17 protein-coding genes are annotated in these 15,285 nt (G+C 72.2%); 5 read left to right on the forward strand and 12 right to left on the reverse strand.

The window, feature by feature from the left end; all coding sequences use genetic code 11:
• Positions 1–73: 73 nt before the first annotated feature.
• From AB0898_RS21160 to AB0898_RS21170, 3 genes are read right to left on the reverse strand one after another with little or no spacing between them, the layout of a single operon-like run.
• On the reverse strand, positions 74–1,246 hold the full coding sequence (locus AB0898_RS21160) for a BN159_2729 family protein (RefSeq protein ID WP_366804488.1): 1,173 nt from the start codon (positions 1,244–1,246) through the stop codon (positions 74–76).
• Positions 1,243–1,845 carry a sigma-70 family RNA polymerase sigma factor gene (locus AB0898_RS21165; RefSeq protein ID WP_366804489.1) on the reverse strand — a complete coding sequence of 201 codons (603 nt, stop codon included), beginning with the start codon at positions 1,843–1,845 and terminating at the stop codon, positions 1,243–1,245. Before AB0898_RS21165 ends, AB0898_RS21160 begins: the two co-directional genes overlap by 4 nt.
• Positions 1,760–2,125 (reverse strand): helix-turn-helix transcriptional regulator, encoded by a 366-nt coding sequence (locus AB0898_RS21170; RefSeq protein WP_366804490.1) that lies wholly within the window; start codon positions 2,123–2,125, stop codon positions 1,760–1,762. The genes AB0898_RS21165 and AB0898_RS21170 overlap by 86 nt, the downstream gene beginning before the upstream one ends.
• Before the next feature lie 220 nt (positions 2,126–2,345).
• Here AB0898_RS21170 and AB0898_RS21175 point away from each other — a divergent pair, with 220 nt between their 5' ends.
• Positions 2,346–2,948, forward strand: coding sequence for a transcriptional regulator (locus AB0898_RS21175; protein ID WP_366804491.1), 603 nt, complete (start codon positions 2,346–2,348; stop codon positions 2,946–2,948).
• Between the two features lie 63 nt (positions 2,949–3,011).
• Here AB0898_RS21175 and AB0898_RS21180 read toward each other — a convergent pair whose 3' ends face one another.
• The 3 genes from AB0898_RS21180 to AB0898_RS21190 all read right to left on the reverse strand — a co-directional run bounded on the left by AB0898_RS21180 (position 3,012) and on the right by AB0898_RS21190 (position 6,482).
• Positions 3,012–4,208, reverse strand: a complete 1,197-nt coding sequence (locus tag AB0898_RS21180) for a beta-1,3-glucanase family protein (RefSeq protein WP_366804492.1) — start codon at positions 4,206–4,208, stop codon at positions 3,012–3,014.
• A 132-nt stretch (positions 4,209–4,340) separates the two neighbouring features.
• Positions 4,341–5,621 (reverse strand): ricin-type beta-trefoil lectin domain protein, encoded by a 1,281-nt coding sequence (locus tag AB0898_RS21185; protein ID WP_366804493.1) that lies wholly within the window; start codon positions 5,619–5,621, stop codon positions 4,341–4,343.
• 405 nt (positions 5,622–6,026) lie between these two features.
• The gene (locus tag AB0898_RS21190) at positions 6,027–6,482 is read right to left on the reverse strand and encodes an Lrp/AsnC family transcriptional regulator (RefSeq protein WP_366804494.1); all 456 of its coding nucleotides are present in this window, start codon (positions 6,480–6,482) and stop codon (positions 6,027–6,029) included.
• 93 nt (positions 6,483–6,575) lie between these two features.
• On the opposite strand from AB0898_RS21190, the gene AB0898_RS21195 reads away from it, so the two are divergent.
• Positions 6,576–7,049 (forward strand): rhodanese-like domain-containing protein, encoded by a 474-nt coding sequence (locus tag AB0898_RS21195; protein ID WP_366804495.1) that lies wholly within the window; start codon positions 6,576–6,578, stop codon positions 7,047–7,049.
• A gap of 167 nt (positions 7,050–7,216) precedes the next feature.
• Here the strand turns inward: AB0898_RS21195 and AB0898_RS21200 are convergent, their stop codons facing one another.
• Positions 7,217–8,266, reverse strand: coding sequence for an FAD-dependent monooxygenase (locus AB0898_RS21200; protein ID WP_366804496.1), 1,050 nt, complete (start codon positions 8,264–8,266; stop codon positions 7,217–7,219).
• A 733-nt stretch (positions 8,267–8,999) separates the two neighbouring features.
• Here AB0898_RS21200 and AB0898_RS21205 point away from each other — a divergent pair.
• The gene (locus tag AB0898_RS21205; RefSeq protein ID WP_366804497.1) at positions 9,000–9,476 is read left to right on the forward strand and encodes a nuclear transport factor 2 family protein; all 477 of its coding nucleotides are present in this window, start codon (positions 9,000–9,002) and stop codon (positions 9,474–9,476) included.
• A gap of 244 nt (positions 9,477–9,720) precedes the next feature.
• On the forward strand, positions 9,721–10,032 hold the full coding sequence (locus tag AB0898_RS21210) for an SDR family NAD(P)-dependent oxidoreductase (RefSeq protein WP_366804498.1): 312 nt from the start codon (positions 9,721–9,723) through the stop codon (positions 10,030–10,032).
• A 93-nt stretch (positions 10,033–10,125) separates the two neighbouring features.
• Here AB0898_RS21210 and AB0898_RS21215 read toward each other — a convergent pair whose 3' ends face one another.
• The gene (locus AB0898_RS21215) at positions 10,126–10,476 is read right to left on the reverse strand and encodes a MerR family transcriptional regulator (RefSeq protein ID WP_366804499.1); all 351 of its coding nucleotides are present in this window, start codon (positions 10,474–10,476) and stop codon (positions 10,126–10,128) included.
• A gap of 93 nt (positions 10,477–10,569) precedes the next feature.
• Between AB0898_RS21215 and AB0898_RS21220 the strand changes: the two genes are divergently transcribed.
• Positions 10,570–11,352, forward strand: a complete 783-nt coding sequence (locus AB0898_RS21220) for an amidohydrolase family protein (RefSeq protein ID WP_366804500.1) — start codon at positions 10,570–10,572, stop codon at positions 11,350–11,352.
• Positions 11,353–11,360: 8 nt separating this feature from the next.
• Here the strand turns inward: AB0898_RS21220 and AB0898_RS21225 are convergent, their stop codons facing one another.
• The 4 genes from AB0898_RS21225 to AB0898_RS21240 all read right to left on the reverse strand — a co-directional run bounded on the left by AB0898_RS21225 (position 11,361) and on the right by AB0898_RS21240 (position 15,083).
• Positions 11,361–11,939 carry a hypothetical protein gene (locus tag AB0898_RS21225; protein WP_366804501.1) on the reverse strand — a complete coding sequence of 193 codons (579 nt, stop codon included), beginning with the start codon at positions 11,937–11,939 and terminating at the stop codon, positions 11,361–11,363.
• A gap of 194 nt (positions 11,940–12,133) precedes the next feature.
• On the reverse strand, positions 12,134–12,736 hold the full coding sequence (locus AB0898_RS21230; RefSeq protein ID WP_366804502.1) for a hypothetical protein: 603 nt from the start codon (positions 12,734–12,736) through the stop codon (positions 12,134–12,136).
• Positions 12,733–14,079: a DUF58 domain-containing protein gene (locus AB0898_RS21235; RefSeq protein WP_366804503.1), complete on the reverse strand. Its 1,347-nt coding sequence runs from the start codon at positions 14,077–14,079 to the stop codon at positions 12,733–12,735. Before AB0898_RS21235 ends, AB0898_RS21230 begins: the two co-directional genes overlap by 4 nt.
• The gene (locus AB0898_RS21240; RefSeq protein WP_366804504.1) at positions 14,076–15,083 is read right to left on the reverse strand and encodes a MoxR family ATPase; all 1,008 of its coding nucleotides are present in this window, start codon (positions 15,081–15,083) and stop codon (positions 14,076–14,078) included. The genes AB0898_RS21235 and AB0898_RS21240 overlap by 4 nt, the downstream gene beginning before the upstream one ends.
• Positions 15,084–15,285 lie beyond the last annotated feature (202 nt).

Here is a 15,285-nt window from a genome sequence, read left to right on the forward strand (position 1 = left end):
GTCCGCGCTACGTCCCGTCGTCCGGGCCCGGCTCCCCGAGACCCCTCGGGCAGCCGGGCCTCGTGCCGCCGCCTCAGGTCAGCGGGCCGTGCGTCGCCGCCAGCGTGCCCAGCGGCATCGGCGGGCCGTCCGTGCCCGACAGGGCCAGCAGGGGCGTACCGTCCTCGCCGTCGCGGCCCAGGTACCGCCACGACCGGCCGTGGCGGTCGGCCAGGGCGCGGGCCAGATCGTAGACACGGCCGCCGAGGCGGTACGGGGTCACCAGCGTGCGGGACGCCTCGTCCAGCAGGCGGGGCACCTCGTGCGCGGTCAGGCGGACCTCGGTGCCCTCGATACGGCCCGTCACCACCTCGGCGTCGCCCACCCGCAGGGTCCGCGCGTCCGGCGGCACGCCGATCACCGTCAGCCAGTACTCCCAGTCGGCCAGCCCCAGCGCGTGGATGTGCACCCCCACCCGCTGCGCGTCCGCCGTGATGTGCGTGACCTCCAGCCGGCCCGCGCTCTCCACCTTGAGCCGGTCCGCCAGCAGCAGCGGGCCGCCGGCCTCCTCCCCCGCGTCCAGGACCGGGGGCGCGATGTCGTCGGCCGGCTCGGACGGCGGCTGCTCCGGCCGCTCCGCCACCGGTCCGGGCGCGGACCCTGACACGGGCCCGGGCACGGGGGCCGGGTCCTCGGGCGGCGGGGCGGACAGGTGGCGGCGCGTGTGGGGAAGCGTGATCGCACCGCGCAGCATCCCGGCGGGGGGCGCCGGAACCGGTTCCAGCCTCGCGGCGGGATCGGGCGGGGCCTCGGCGGCGAGCGCCGGGGACATCGCCGGTACGGGCATCTCCCGGGCCGGAACGAACTCGGGGTCCGACGCCCCGGAGGCCGGCGGCGCGGCCGGATCCGGTACGAACACGGTCTCGCGGGCGGCGGGCATGACCGGCGCGGCAGGCGCGGGAACAGGCTGGGCCTCCGGTTCGGGCACCGGGGACACCACCGGCGTCACGGCCTGCGCCGGAGCCGCCAAGTCCGCCGCGTCCACGACCGGTTGAAGGTGGGCCGGACCCTGACGAGGTGTCAGGTGGACCACTCGCTCGGGCGGCCGCTCCGGACGGCGGTCCTCACCCCGCGCCGCGGTTCCGGGCTCCACCAGCCGTCCCTGCGCGCGGAGTTCGGCCACGAACGCGCGGGCCACCCGGGCCAGCCGGTCCGCGAGTTCGTCCTCGATGCCGGCCCTGTCGACGAAGCCGAAGTCGTCCGTCATGCCGCCGCCCCCGTGTAAGCCTTGCGCAGCGAGCCCAGGGCGCGCCACTGCAACGTCTTGACCGCGCCGTCGGTCGTACCCAGCGTGCGGGCCGTCTCGCTGATCGACATCTCGTCCAGGAACCGCAGCCGGATCACCGCCTGTTGGCGGGGGGTGATGCCCGCGAGGGCGTCGAGGAGGCCGTCGACGTCCAGGGTGGACAGGACCGTCTCCTCGGCCGTGCTCACCGGGACCGCCCACGTGTCGCCGATGTGCGTGATCTGGTCCACGAAGGTCAGCCGGCGTGTCGCGGCCACCTTGAAGTGGTCGGCGACCACATGGTGGGCGATGGTGCACAGCCAGGCGCGGATCGGGGTGCCCGTCCAGCGGAACGTGGAGATCTTGGACCAGGCCTTCACGAAGACGTCGGAGGTCAGGTCCTCGGCCAGGGCGGGGTTGGATCTGACCCGGCGGCCGATGAACGCGGCGACGACACCGCGGTGCGATCGGTACAGCTCGCCGAACGCCTCCGGGTCACCGTGCCGGGCGCGGGTGATGAGCGCCGGTTCCTTGGGGGTGAGGGAGGCGGGGGCGGGGCCGGTCTGGGGGGAAGTGGTCAAAGTCTGCTCCCGGATCTGTCAGTTGGGCGGCCATCGCGGCCGGGGGTGCGCCGGGGGGCTCCTGCGACGGGTGCGGGTCGTCGTAGACGAGGGTGTCCATGCAGACGCCGTAGACGCCGCGCAGCGTCCACAGCGTCGGCAGGCTCGGCTGCTTGGTGCCGGCCGCGAGGCGGTGGAGCGTCGACCTGCTGATGCCGGTGCGCCGTGCCACGTCGGCGACACTCGCGTCACCGAACTCCCCCGCTTTGTCGAGGAGTCTGGTCATATGGAGACGGAGCATGGTCAAACGACCCCCTCAGGGACGTGCGCCGCGCGGCTGGCCCCCGCGCACGCAACGTATGCAAGTTGCCCAACTCACGTGACGCAAGGGCATTCTGATTCGCACACAGATGCGAGATTGACCGTGTGGCCTGCGGAAATGTCGATCTAGGTGCTTGACCTGCGAAAGTGCACGCATGCAACTCGCAGGGCACGGCACGCCCGCGCGCTACCCTCCCGACATGCGGAGCACGGAGGATCTCCACGGAAGCCGGGGCGGGCGGCAGGCCCAGGCGCGGCGGGTCGGCGCGTACCTCACGGCGGTCGCGACGGCGGCCGGGTACGACGTACGCCGACGGCAGGGCGGGCGGGCGCAGTTGGCGGCCGTGACGGGGCTGAGCCTGACGACGATCAGCCGGACGCTGGACGGCAAGACCCTGCCGCTGCCCGCGCAGTTGGCGACCTGGGCGGCCGTACTCAACCTGGATCATGGCCGGATGCTGATGGAGAGCGGCATCATTCCGGCTCAGCGGGGGCCGCGTGACGCGGAGCGCGGGGAGCGGCAGGCGGCATCCCATGTGCAGCCTTCGCGCGTGCAGGCACCCCCTGTGCAGACCTCCCCCGTCCAGTCGGCGCACGTCCACGAGGGGCCCTGCATCGACCCGTTCTCGCCCGCCGTGTTCTCCGCTCTGGCGTCCCTCTCCCCCGACGAGGCGATGAACGCCTGGGGGCTCACCGACCCGGTCCTGCGCAGGACGCTGACCGGGAGCATCGTGCAGGCGGTCCAGTTGCAGCGGGAACTGGACGCGGCGCTCGCCCGGGGGCTGTGGCACGAGGGCGAGTGACACGCGAAGCGGCCGGAACACCAGGTGCGGTGTTCCGGCCGTCCGGTGTGGCGCGGGGACCTGTCAGAAGGCCGTCAGGGTGAGGGTGAAGCCCGACGGGGAGGTGTCCTGGATGAAGGACGCGAAGTCGGCGACGTCGTCGAAGGCGAAGCCGTAGGCCTTGCCGTCCTTGGTGGCCTCGTGGATGGCCTTGGAGTAGTGGTTGGTCAGCTCGGCCTTGTAGAAGGCGGCCGCGTCGGTGCTGGGCTGCGCGGTGTCGGTGAGCAGCGTGGAGCGGTTGAACCCGGCGCCGAGGACGGCGGCGACGGGGCCGGTGGTGCCGTCGTTCGGGGCGGCGAGCTTGCCGTCGCAGAAGAGGACGTCACGGGTGGAGGGCTTGTCGAAGGACACCGAGGCCGGTCCGTCGAAGGTGAACTTCTCGCCGCGCACCCGGCCGGTGAACATACCGGCGTTGGTGGTGATCTTGAGGTCCTTGCCGGTGAAGGTGCTCCACACCTCGTCGATGTACGGCGCGAAGTAGTCCTTGGCGAAGATGCCGGCGTCCAGGCCGTGGCCGGGGGCGATGATGCGCTTGTCGTCCACGATCAGGCCCGCGAAGTCCTCGACCTGCTTGACGGCGGCGAAGGCGGCGGCGCGGCCGCCGTCGCGGATGGCGCCCGTGGTCTGGTCCTTGTCACCGGTGAGGCGGATGTTCATCGGCACGCTGAACATGTCGACCATGGTGGTGTTGCAGAACATGCCGCTCGCGTTGTACGTGAACTCGGCGCAGTCGTGCAGGATGCCGAAGTTGGGGTCGGACTTGACCCAGCCGGCCGGGAACTGGAGCGCGGCGTTGCCGTTGCCGTCGGTGACGGCCTTGAACTTGAGCTTCTCGCCGAGCGAGACGTAGATGCGGCCGGACATGAACGGCAGCGACAGCTTGGTCTCGGTGCCCGAGAGCGAGATCGCGTAGTCGGTGAAGCCGTCGGCGCCGTTGTCGGAGACGGCGATGGGGGCGAGGGTGCCGTCCGGGGTGAGGCGGACCTGCTTGCCGTCCTGGTTGCCGACCACGTAGACGTGGATGTTGGCGTTGTCGAACGAGCCGGTGTTGTTGACGACGGTCACCGGGAGCGCGCCGGAGGCCGCCTTGGTCTTGTCGGCCGGCTGGTCGGCGAGCGCGAAGGGGGCGATGGCGGCCGCGGCCGGGATGGCGACGGCGGCACCGCCGAGGCCGATCATCAGCTTGCGGCGGGTGAGGTTGCGCTGGTGACGGGCAGTCATACGAGGAGCTCCTTGCGGTGGGGGGCCGGTTCGGCGGCCGGGTGCTCGGTGGGGGGAAGGTGAAGTCGCTTGCCGCTTGGGCGGGTTGAGGGCCGGATCAGTACGGGATACGTCCCGTCGGGCCGGCTCGGTTCAGCCGATGGTCCACTTCTGGTTGGCGTTGCCGCCGCAGGTCCAGATCTGCAGGCGGGTGCCGTCGGCCGAGGAACCGTCCTTGGCGTCCAGGCACTTGTCCGCGCCGACGTTGGTCAGGTCGCCGGCGGAGCTGTAGCCCCACTGCTGGGCCTTGCTGCCGTTGCAGCGGTAGAGCTGGACGGCGGCGCCGTTGTCGGTCGAACCGCCCTTCACGTCAAGGCACTTGCCCAGGGCGCGGACGGTGCCGTCGGTGCCGAGGGTCCACTTCTGGGCGTCGGCGCCGTTGCAGTTGTGCAGCTGGATCGGGGTCTCGTCGGCGTCGGAGGCGCCCGCGACGTCCACGCACATGCCGCCGATGCCCTTGATGGCGCCGGTGCGGGCGGTGCCGCCGCCGCCACCGGAGGCGGGCTGGTCCGAGGCGGAGACGTGGACGTAGTCGACGGTCATCGTCTGCGGGAAGGAGGTGCCGCCGTCGGGGCCGCCGGGCCAGTCACCGCCGACCGCGAGGTTGAGGATCATGAAGAACGGGTGGTCGTAGACCCACTTGTTGCCGTTCACGTCGGCCGGGGTGCGGGTCTCGTAGGCGTGGCCGTCGACGGACCAGGTGATGGAGTTGGGGCTCCAGTCGACCGCGAAGACGTGGAAGTCGTCGGCGAACGCCTTGCCGTCGGGGGCGTTGTACGGGGCGCCGATGCCGCCCGCGCCGGAGTAGCCGGGGCCGTGGATGGTGCCGTGCACCGTGCTCGGCTCGTTGCCGACGTTCTCCATGATGTCGATCTCACCGCTGTTGGGCCAGCCGGCGCTGCCGAGGTTGTCGCCCAGCATCCAGAAGGCGGGCCACATGCCCTTGCCGCGCGGGATCTTGATGCGGGACTCGAAGTGGCCGTACTTCTGGGTGAAGGTCTGCGCGGTGTTGAGCCGGGCCGAGGTGAACTGGCAGGGGCCGTTCCAGCACTGCAGGCCCGAGTCGGTGTTCTTGCGGGCGGTGATGACGAGGTTGCCCTTGCCGTCCAGCGCCGCGTTGTCCGTGCTCTTCGTGTAGTACTGCAGCTCGTGGTTGCCGTTGCCGTTGCCGCCGGTCTCCAGCGTCCACTTGGACGAGTCGGGCGCCTTGCCCGCGGGGCCGTCGAAGTCGTCGGACCAGGTCAGGGCGGAGGCGGCGTCGGCTCTGTGCGCGGCGGGGCCGGTGGTGGTGTAGAGGACGGCCGAGGCGAGAGCTGCGGTGATCAGACACACCAGCCCTGCGAACGACCATCGGCGTGCGCGATGAGCGGCCATGGCGGGGAAACACCTTGTCTGTGGGGGGAGTTGTGGGTGGGGACTGTGTACGGGGGTTGATTGCCGGACGTTGTCGTCGGACGTTGTCTGTCGGGGGTCGGGCGCGGGAAGCCTGTCCGGGCTCCCCTGGGGGTGCTCGCGGCTTCGGGCGTCGTACCGGTGCGCACCGGGCGCGTGGCCCAACCGGGGCCTGAGAGCGCTCTCTTGGGTGCGGGGGCGCCCGCCGGTGGGCCCTGACCATACGCACGTTCCCATGCCCCGGCCAACCGGAGTGCGGGGACCAAATCCCCTTGAGCTGCGGTTACCTGGGCAATTGCGTGCCGCGTCCAAGAACGTTTAAGGGCCGATTAACCCGCGCTTAAGAAGGACCGGACCAGGTGGGCGGGTGACGGAACTTCGCGGTCGCTACGAACGCGCCGCCGTGACGGGGCGGTTCGGCAGAGGGCTGGAGTAGACGACGCTGGTGGTGACGGAACCGAGCCCCGCGATGCGGCCGCTGGTCCGTTCCAGGTCGCGCATGGAACGGGCGGCGACCTTCAGGACGAAGCAGTCCTCGCCGGTGACGTGATGGGCCTCCAGGATCTCGGGGGTTGAGGCGAGGAGGTCCTCGAAGGGCTTGTAGTTGGAGGTCGGATAGCGCAGTCGTACGAAGGCCAGGATGTTGAGGCCGAGGCGCTCGGGGTCGACCACGGCGGAGTAGCCGCGGATCACGCCTGTCTCTTCGAGCCTGCGGACGCGTTCGGTGACGGCGCTGGGGGACATCGAGACGGCCCGTGCCAGCTCGGCGTAGCTGGCGCGTCCGTCGCGCTGGAGGGCCGCCAGGATGCGCAGGTCGGTGTCGTCGAGGGATTCAACGGTCATGGACGATTATCCCCACGGGATTCCCGAGTGAGGGGCTGTCACACCGTGGAACTTCGGTTCCGGCCCGGTGCGAGGCTCCGTAGGGTCCTCTCCATGAACGACATCGACACGAGCCCGGCTCTCCGGGTACCGCCCGCGTCCGCCGCCGACGCCGCCGCCTTCTTCACCGCGCGTCTGACCTTCCAGGCGGACGTCTCCGATGTGCACGCCTCACTCGAATCCGGCGCCCCGGGGTTCGTCCTGGTCGACTCGCGTGGCGTGGAGGGCTGGGAGCAGGGGCGGATACCGGGCGCGGTGCATCTGCCCGGGGCGGAGATTCCGTCGCGGGCCGGCGGGCTGCTGGATCCTTCGGTCCCGGTCATCACCTACTGCTGGGGCCCCGGCTGCGACGGAGCCACCCGCGCGGCACTCGCGCTCGCCCGGCTCGGTTACCAGGTCAAGGAGATGATCGGGGGCATCGAGTACTGGATCCGGGAGGGGTTCCCGGTGGAGACGGCGGCCGGGGTCGAACGGCACCCGGCCGACCGGCTGACGGCGCCGGTCGGGGCGGTGACGTGCGCGTGCTGAGGGGGCCGGACCGGTCCGGGCCGTGAACCGGCGCCGGTCCTCGACGGTGCCCCCGGCCTCGAAGGGGGCCGGGCGCGTCGTCGTGGCTGCGGGCGTTCTGCTCCTTGGCGGGGATCAGCGCCGGACACCGGCATCGCAGGACAGCACCGGTCTCCTCACCGACGCCCTCACCGTCCGGCGAAGGACCGGCTGAACGACTGCCCGCCGGAGACGCGGCTGCGCATGCCGGCCAGTCGTGTCAACTCGTACTGCTGCAGGGCCTTTTCGGGCGAGTCCGTGCCGTCGAGGGCTTCCGCCAGGGCCTCGGCGTCGGCCACCGCCTCCTGGAAGCCGGCGCCGGTCATGGGGGTCTGCGCATGGGCGGCGTCGCCGAGGAGGGCGATGCGGCCGTTCACGACCCGGTCCGGCAGATACTCGGTGATCGGTGTCGCGATCACCTCGTGGTCGCGGAAGGCCCGGACGACCGCCGTACGCCAGGGCTCGGCCCACTTGCGTCCGCCGGCCTCGGCCATCGCCGCGAGCGTCTCGTCCGGGATGTCCGAGGTCCTCGGGGTCCGTGTCACCTCGGTGCCGTCGACGGCGCCGATCCCGCGCAGAAGTGCGTCGTGGTGCGGATCGAACCAGCCCCAGCCGAACCGGGTGACCCGCTCGGCGCGGTCGATGAGGGGATACACCGCCAGCATGTCGCCGCCGCCGTCGAAGAAGTCCGGGCCGCCGGCCCGTCCCCGGTAGCGGGGCGGCAGTTCGGACTCCCCCAGCCACACCACGTATCCGGCGTACTCGGCGGCCGGGCGCAGGGCGTCGACGTGGCGGCGGACCACGCTGCGGTAGCCGTCCGCGCCGAGGAGCACGTCGGCGGTCCAGGTCACGCCGTCCCGGGTGCGTGCCGACGCCGAGGTGTCGCTCTGGCCGGCTTCCACCACGTGCGCGCCCTCGACGATCGTGACGAGCGGCTCGGCGTCCGCGGCGCTCCGCAGGGCGGAGTAGACGTCCCACCAGGCGTGCGGGAGGGAGTGCCGGCTCATCGACGACGGGCCCAGGGCCTCGGCGACGGCGTCCCGCGCCGTCGCTCCGACCGCCGCGTGCAGGCGGGCGCCGGCCACGAGGATCGCGACACCGCGCTGCGTCCGCCCGGCGGTCCGCTCCAGCACGGTGGACGCCAGGCCCTTCGAGGCGAGGGCGAGCGCTGTCGTCAGACCGCCGAGCGAGCCGCCCACGATGAGCGTCTCGACCGGCTTGGGTTCATGGTGGGGCGGGTGCGGGGAAATGGGTGCCTCCTGGGGCGGACAGCGGAATGGGCCATGGTGAGCGAGGTCGAAGACCGGCAAGGCCATCGCTGGGGAAAGCGGCGTTCGCCGTCAAGGCATTCGCCGCTTTCCGGAGTGGGGAGAGGAATTTCGCGGGCGCGCAGAACGGCCCGCTGTCATCGAGGCTCGCACAGCCGCGCGCCCGTGAAAAGGGGCCGTATACAGCCCCCGACAGAGTTGTCCGGGGACATTTTCGTCCCCCTCACATACGGCGCGCTCATTGCGGCAATCGCCCCTCATGAACACCCATGCGCACCGCGATGGGCGGAGGTCAGCCTGTCCGCCGTGGGCCTGACCGGCGCCGACGGTCTGGGCAGCCCCGCTCGGCACCCCCTCCCGCGACGGCCTGCGCATCCTCGCCTCCTGGACCGCCGAAGCCGCCCGGACGGGGGCCGCGACGCGCGCCGCTGAGGTTCCGGCCGGGTGGTGTCCTTCGTAGGACAGATCTGGCCCCTTTTCGCTTACCGGGTGACGTGCGACCCTGATTCTGTGGCCGTTGAACACGGTCTCCGCACCGCAGGGTAAACACGAAAAAGGGTGGCCGTGAAAACACCGGCCTGGTCGATCAGGCCCCTTAGGGTTGTTCCATTCCTTTCCCACCCCCGGGTGCGTTCGCACGAAGAACCAAGCAAAAGGTATTCACATGAGCAGCATCGAAGCACGCCTGGACAAGATCGAAAGCCGTATCGCGGTCGAGGAGCTGCTGAACAAGTACTGCCACGGATTCGACGGCCCCGACCGCGAGCTGCTGCGCACTCTGTGGGCCGAGGACGCCGTATTCGACCTGGGCCCCGCCTTCGGCGCACCCGCCCAGGGCATCGACGGGATCATGGCCAAGGCCGAGGAACTGTGGGCCGCGGTGCCGGTGATGTACCACTGGATGGCCGACGCGGTGATCGACGTCGATGGTGACACGGCCACGGCGAAGACCGAACTGGACTGCTTCGTGGTCTCCCGCGAGGACGGTCCTACGCAGGTGATCGGCGTGTACAGCGACCGGTTCGAGCGCGTCGGCGGTGTCTGGAAGTTCAAGCACCGCGCGTTCGACCTCCAGCTCTGGGCCCCGCTCAAGGGCTGGGTTGCCACGGCCGGCAGCAAGGCGGAGCAGACCAGGATCTGACGACGGGCGAAGACGATGAGAGAAACACCGGTCACCATGCGCGTGACCCCGCTGCGCTCCCTTCTCGGACGTACCCGCGTTCCGCTGAGCCGGCGACGGAACTCCCCGAACATTCCCCTCCCCAGGGGCGCCCAGGTGGCCGTCGCCGCCCGCCGCAGGGACCGCCTCGACGACCTCGTCACCGGCATCGAGCGGGCCGGCGGCACCGCACTGGCCGTCGAGGCCGACATCACCGCACGGGAGCATGCCACACGCGCGGGTCCAGGAGACCGCCGACGCCTACGGCCGGCTCGGCATCCTGGTCAACAACGCCGGGCTGATGCTGCTCGGCCCAGGCGTCGGCGCCGACGCCTGGGACCGGATGATCGCCGTCAACGTCCAGGGGCTGCTCTACACCACCGACGCCGCCCTGCCCCATCTCCTGGCCGCCGCGGACACCGCGCCCCGCCGGGTGGCCGACGTATCGACCCCTTCCACGACATGGAGACCCTCGCCCCCGAGGACGTGGCCGACAGCGTCACCTACATGGTCACCCGCCCGCGCCACATGGCCGTGAACGAGCTGCTGGTCCTGCCGACGGAACAGGTGTGGCGAACAGGGTGATCACTGCGGCTGCCGCCGGGGCCCCATGCCGGTTTCCGCGTCCGCGCTATCGGCTCTCCGCGTCCGCGATGGTCTCCCGGAGCACCCTGCGGGCCGCCGTCAGTTCCTCGGCGCGCCGGTCCAGCGTGTGCAGCTGCTCGCGGAGGGCGTCGAGGATGCCGGGGCAGGGGCGTACGGCGGCCGTGCCGGTGGTGCAGGGCAGCACCTGGCGGATGACGCGTGTCGGCAGCCCTGCGGCGAGGAGGGCGCGGATACGGAGCACGTCGGCGGCGGCCTCGGGGCCGTAGGAGCGGTAGCCGTTGGGCAGCCGGCCGGGGTGGAGCAGACCCGCGCGCTCGTAGTGGCGCAGCAGGCGTTCGCTTGTGCCGGTGTGCTTGGCCAGCTCCCCGATGAGCACGGGAGGTTCCTCTCGTTTGACCTTCCAACGGTGTCAGGGTCCAACACTGGTCCGGCAGCCCCGCATTCCGGCGGTCCCCCCAGGAAGGTGCCCATGATCCTCGATGCCCACAGCCACGTGCACGACCCGCTCGACCCACAGCTGTCCGCGCTGGACGACGCGGGCGTGGACCGTGCCGTCCTCTTCCTGACCCGCCCGCACCCCGAGCGGGCGACGGATGTGGCCTCGCTGCGCCGGGAGATGAGCGTGCTGGAGGACGCGCTGAAGGGTGGGGCGGACGACGGATACGCCCGGGCCTGGCGGGAGTTCGACGCGGCCCTCGCCGCGCACCCCGGCCGCTTCCTCGGTTTCGGTTCCGTCCGGCTGGGGCGCCCGGCCGAGGAGACCATGGCCGCCGTGGAACGTGACGTGGTCGGGCGCGGGCTGTACGGCATCGGGGAGTTGACGCCTCCTCCGGACCGGGCGGACCTCATCGAGCCGGTCCTCCAGGCGTCCCACGAACACGGCGCCCTGCCGGTGGTCGTCCACGGGTACGCCCCCACGACGGCGGCGGACGTACGCACCCTGGCCGCACTGGCGTCCCGCTACCCCCAAGTCCCCTTGATCATCAGCCAGTTGGCCGGTGCGAACTGGCTAGAAGCGATCGAGCTGGCCCGCGACACCCCCAACCTCTTTCTCGAACTCTCCACCGCCACCCTGATTTTCGCCGTCCGGCTGGCGATCCAGGAGCTCCCGACCCGCACGCTCTTCGGCTCGGACGCGCCCTACGGCGATCCCGTGGTCGCGCGTACGACGGTGGAACGGGTGACGCCGCCCGGGGAGGTACGGGACCGGGTCCTCGGGGGGAACCTGGCCGAACTGCTGGGACTGCGCTGACCGTTGAGTCAGGTGACCTCGCGGATGGTGTAGCTGCGCAGGTGGCGGGTCTGTTCGCGGTGCCGTGCGGTCCAGCCCGCGTACCCCCGGGACGAGCCGAGGCAGAGCAGGCGCCGTACCGATCCGCCGTCGCGCGCCCAGTCGAGCACGGCCTGGAAGTGGCCCGCGAAGGCGGCGGACGACGCGCCGAAGTCGTCCGGCGTCTCCAGTCGCATGTACCAGGCGTCCATGTGGCTGGGGCGGCGGTTGGCGAGGTGGTCGATCTCCGCCTTGTAGAAGGCCGCCGCGTCCGGGCAGTGCTCGATGCGCGACGCGTTCACCTGGTCGAAGTCCCGGCGCGGGGCGGCGACTTCGGCTCGGAGCACGGTCAGTTCGTCGCGCGTCGAGGCGAGCGGGACGAGGGTGCGCAGGATCCCGTAGACGGCGGCGAACAGGAACGGCATCTGCCAGGCGGCGGACAGCCCGAAGAGCGTGGCCGTCACCGATCCGCAGACGGCGACGAGACGGGCGATGGCCAGCCCCCGCTGGTCCCAGCGCTCCAGAAAGCCTTCCGGCTCCGGGTCCTGCGCGGTACGCGAACGGGCCATGCCCACCTCGGGGGTCTCGGCGTTCCACCGGGCGGGTGGACCTCATCCAGCCATTTCCCGTCGGATGCCGCCCTCAATCGCCGTACGAGCCGCTGCCGGAGCGTGGTTCAGGGCGCTGCCGGCACGCCGAACTCGTGCCCCTCCGAGCGGGCGGTGACCGACTGCCCTGATGTTCAGGTGTGCAGGTCGCGGCGTCAGGTCGGCGGTCTGTGGCGGCTGTGCAGGGCCAGTGCCAGGCAGACCACGGTCGCGGCGATGGCGAGTGAGGCGGGCAGGCGGGACCATGACGTACTCGCCACCGGGGCCTGGGCGGCGAGGAGTACCACCGTGGTCGCGGCGGCGGCCGCCAGGGCCGGTGTCGTCCGGGGCCGGCCGGGCGGGGCTGTGGCTCCGGCTGTCCAGGCGTCGGTGACGAGCAGGTAGGCGAGCAGCAGGGCGGCGATGCAAAACGTCAGCCAGACCGGGGGGTTGGTGGCGGCGGCGACGGCGATCGCCGCCGCGGGCAGCACGGTCGTCCTGCGGCGGGCCAGGATGGTGCGCCGGCGCATGGAGGTCAGGACGGGGCGTGCGTCGACCATCGGAGCCGCCCACCACGCGGCTGCCGCGGCCCCCAGGACCAGGATCTTGCCCAGCTGGGGACCGTGCAGGACGGCCGGGGGGTCGCAGGCGGCGACGATCAGGGCTGTTCCGAGCAGGCGGTCGGTGAGGCGGGAGGTGAGGCGTGCGAGGAGCAGGGTGGCTCGGCTGTCGGCCGGGCGGGGGCCCGGCGGGGTGGCCGGGGCCGGGGCGGCGGTCATCGGGTTCCCCCGTGGATGCGGGTGCGCAGCAGTGGCGCGACGGCGAGGTCGAGGGTTTCGCCGGGCCGGTGGGCGACGACCGCGGTGCCGCGTTCCACCAGGGCGAACCGCATGGCGTCGCGGTCGGCCCGCCACAGCCGCAGCGCGAGTTCGGCCTCGGTGTCGCCGGGTTCGAGGACCGGCTCGCCGACGGGCATCTCGATGACGACCATCGGGTTGGCCCGTCCGCGCACTTGGCGCAGGATGTCGAAGATCCGCTGGTCGATCAGCGGCGTGATGACGTACACCAGCGCCCCTGCGGGCAGCGCGGGCGGTGGGAGCGGGCTGAGTCCCTCGGTGCGGAACGCGCGGTCCTTGCGGACCTCCAGCACGCTCTCCACGATGCGGTAGAAGTACCCCTGTCCGCTGCCCGGTTGCAGCCAGCGGGTCGCGCCGCCGACCGATACGACGCCGACCCGGTCGTGGGTACGCAGATAGGCGCGGACCAGTCCGGCGGCGGCCCGGAAGGTCTCGTCCAGCGAGGACGTGCCGGTGACCGGGTCGACCACGTCGGTGAGCACGTCCAGCAGCACCACGGTGTCGGCGGCGCGCTCCGCGGCGAACTGGTGGACCTGGAGGGTGCCCCGGCGGGTGGTGGCCGGCCAGTGGATCCGCCGCTGCCGTTCGCCCCGTACGTACGGGTGCACGCCGGTGACCTCGACGCCCTCGCCGCGCTGCTGTGCCGTGTGTTCGCCGAGCCGTTGGGGCAGCCGGACCGGGATGGGCGTGAGGCTCGCGTGTCCGGGGAGCGGGAAGACGTCGATCTCGCCGAGTTCGACGCGGACGGAGCGCCGGGCCAGCCCGCCCCGGTCGTAGAGGTCGACGTCGACCGTGCCGAGCGTCCAGCGGCCCCAGCGCCGTGCGGTCATGACGAGGTCCACGCGGTGCGGGCCGACCGCGAGGTGGTCGAGCCGGACCCCGTGTCCGAGGGTGACACCGGGGTCCAGCCGGCCGGTCTCGCCGTCGTAGGACACCGTGATCCGCACCGTCACCCGCTCGCCCTCGAAGCAGCGCCGCGACTCCACCTCGGCCTCGGCCGTCACCGTCTGCGGGCGCGGCCCGCTCGGCAGGGCGAGGGCGAGCAGCGCCAGGGGCGCGACGGCGAGGGCAAGTACCCACGGGCGCCCGGTGATCAGTGCGGCGGCCAGCGCGACGACGGCCAACGTGCCCAGCCGCAGAGCGCGTTCACCAGCACGCCAGCCGGGCGGAGGTGACGGTGGTGGCTGGGCGGTGACGTCGTGGCGTCCGTCCAGGGCCCGTTGGACGGCGGCGGCCGCCCGGCGGGCCGGCACGCGCGCCGTCATGACGCGATCGGTGTGCGCGGCAGGGTCTGCGGGGCGGGCACGGACTGCACGATCTCGCGCATCACGTCGTCGCCGTCGATCTGCCGGACCCACAGCTCGGGCTTGAGGGTGACGCGGTGCGCGAGGGCGGGCACGGCCACGGACTTGACGTCCTCCGGGGTCACGTAGTCCCGCAGGTCCAGGACGGCACGGGCGCGGGCGAGCTGCACCAGGGCCAGGCCGCCGCGCGGGGAGGCGCCGACCTGGATGTGCGGGTGGTCCCGGGTGGCGCGGACCAGCGCGACGGCGTACTCCAGCAGGTCGTCGTCCACCTCGACGCGTTCGACGGCGGCCCGCATGGCCTGCACCTCGCCGGGCCCGCTGAGTGTGCGCAGCACGGCCTCGGGCGCCGCACGGTCGACCCGCGCGCGCAGCATGCCCGCCTCCTCGGACGCCTCCAGATAGCCCATGCGGACCCGCAGCAGGAACCGGTCGAGCTGGGCCTCGGGCAGGGTGTACGTGCCCTCGTACTCGATGGGGTTGGCGGTGGCGACGACCACGAAGGGCTCCGGCAGCGGCCGGGTGCTGCCGTCGATGGACACCTGGGACTCGGCCATCGCCTCGAGGAGCGCGGCCTGGGTCTTGGGCGGGGTGCGGTTGATCTCGTCGGCGAGCAGCAGATGGGTGAAGACCGGGCCGGGCCGGAAGACCATGTCGGCGGTGCGCTGGTCGTAGAACGGGGCTCCGGTGACGTCGGAGGGCAGCAGGTCGGGGGTGAACTGGATACGGCGGAAGTCCAGGCCGAGCGTGGTGGCGAAGGAGCGTGCCAGCAGCGTCTTCCCCAGTCCGGGCAGGTCCTCGATGAGGACGTGGCCGCCGGCGAGGATGCCGAGCATCACCAGCTCCAGTGGTTCCGCCTTGCCGGCCACGGCGGTGCGGATCTCGGCGAGTACGGCCGCGGCCCTTTCGCCCGCCTGTCGGGGGGTGAGGGGTTCGTGGTCCGGGGTGGGGTGGGGGCTGGTCACGGTCGGTTCCTCACGGGGCGGGTCGAAGGGGCGGGGGCTGGGGGGCTGGGGTGCGTGGGCTGCGGGGCGGGCCGGGTGGCGCGGGCTGCGGGGCCAGGCCGGGAGGCGCGGACTGCGGGGCCGGCGCAGGGAGGCGTGGCGGGGGGGGCCGGCGCAGGGAGGCGTGGCGGGGGGGCCGGGAGGCGCGGGCTGCGGGGCCGGC

It is taken from the genome of Streptomyces sp. NPDC005435 (assembly GCF_040703155.1).
In the GTDB taxonomy this organism is placed as follows: Bacteria; Actinomycetota; Actinomycetes; order Streptomycetales; family Streptomycetaceae; genus Streptomyces.

What these genes read in the sequence shown, in the direction of transcription:
- AB0898_RS21175 (WP_366804491.1), top strand. Translation starts at nt 2,346, where the DNA reads ATGCGGAGCACGGAGGATCTCCACGGAAGCCGGGGCGGGCGGCAGGCC.
- AB0898_RS21225 (WP_366804501.1), bottom strand. Translation starts at nt 11,939, where the DNA reads ATGGCCCGTTCGCGTACCGCGCAGGACCCGGAGCCGGAAGGCTTTCTG.
- AB0898_RS21205 (WP_366804497.1), top strand. Translation starts at nt 9,000, where the DNA reads ATGAGCAGCATCGAAGCACGCCTGGACAAGATCGAAAGCCGTATCGCG.
- AB0898_RS21230 (WP_366804502.1), bottom strand. Translation starts at nt 12,736, where the DNA reads ATGACCGCCGCCCCGGCCCCGGCCACCCCGCCGGGCCCCCGCCCGGCC.
- AB0898_RS21180 (WP_366804492.1), bottom strand. Translation starts at nt 4,208, where the DNA reads ATGACTGCCCGTCACCAGCGCAACCTCACCCGCCGCAAGCTGATGATC.
- AB0898_RS21160 (WP_366804488.1), bottom strand. Translation starts at nt 1,246, where the DNA reads ATGACGGACGACTTCGGCTTCGTCGACAGGGCCGGCATCGAGGACGAA.
- AB0898_RS21185 (WP_366804493.1), bottom strand. Translation starts at nt 5,621, where the DNA reads ATGGCCGCTCATCGCGCACGCCGATGGTCGTTCGCAGGGCTGGTGTGT.
- AB0898_RS21210 (WP_366804498.1), top strand. Translation starts at nt 9,721, where the DNA reads ATGCCACACGCGCGGGTCCAGGAGACCGCCGACGCCTACGGCCGGCTC.
- AB0898_RS21220 (WP_366804500.1), top strand. Translation starts at nt 10,570, where the DNA reads ATGATCCTCGATGCCCACAGCCACGTGCACGACCCGCTCGACCCACAG.
- AB0898_RS21195 (WP_366804495.1), top strand. Translation starts at nt 6,576, where the DNA reads ATGAACGACATCGACACGAGCCCGGCTCTCCGGGTACCGCCCGCGTCC.
- AB0898_RS21190 (WP_366804494.1), bottom strand. Translation starts at nt 6,482, where the DNA reads ATGACCGTTGAATCCCTCGACGACACCGACCTGCGCATCCTGGCGGCC.
- AB0898_RS21170 (WP_366804490.1), bottom strand. Translation starts at nt 2,125, where the DNA reads ATGCTCCGTCTCCATATGACCAGACTCCTCGACAAAGCGGGGGAGTTC.
- AB0898_RS21235 (WP_366804503.1), bottom strand. Translation starts at nt 14,079, where the DNA reads ATGACGGCGCGCGTGCCGGCCCGCCGGGCGGCCGCCGCCGTCCAACGG.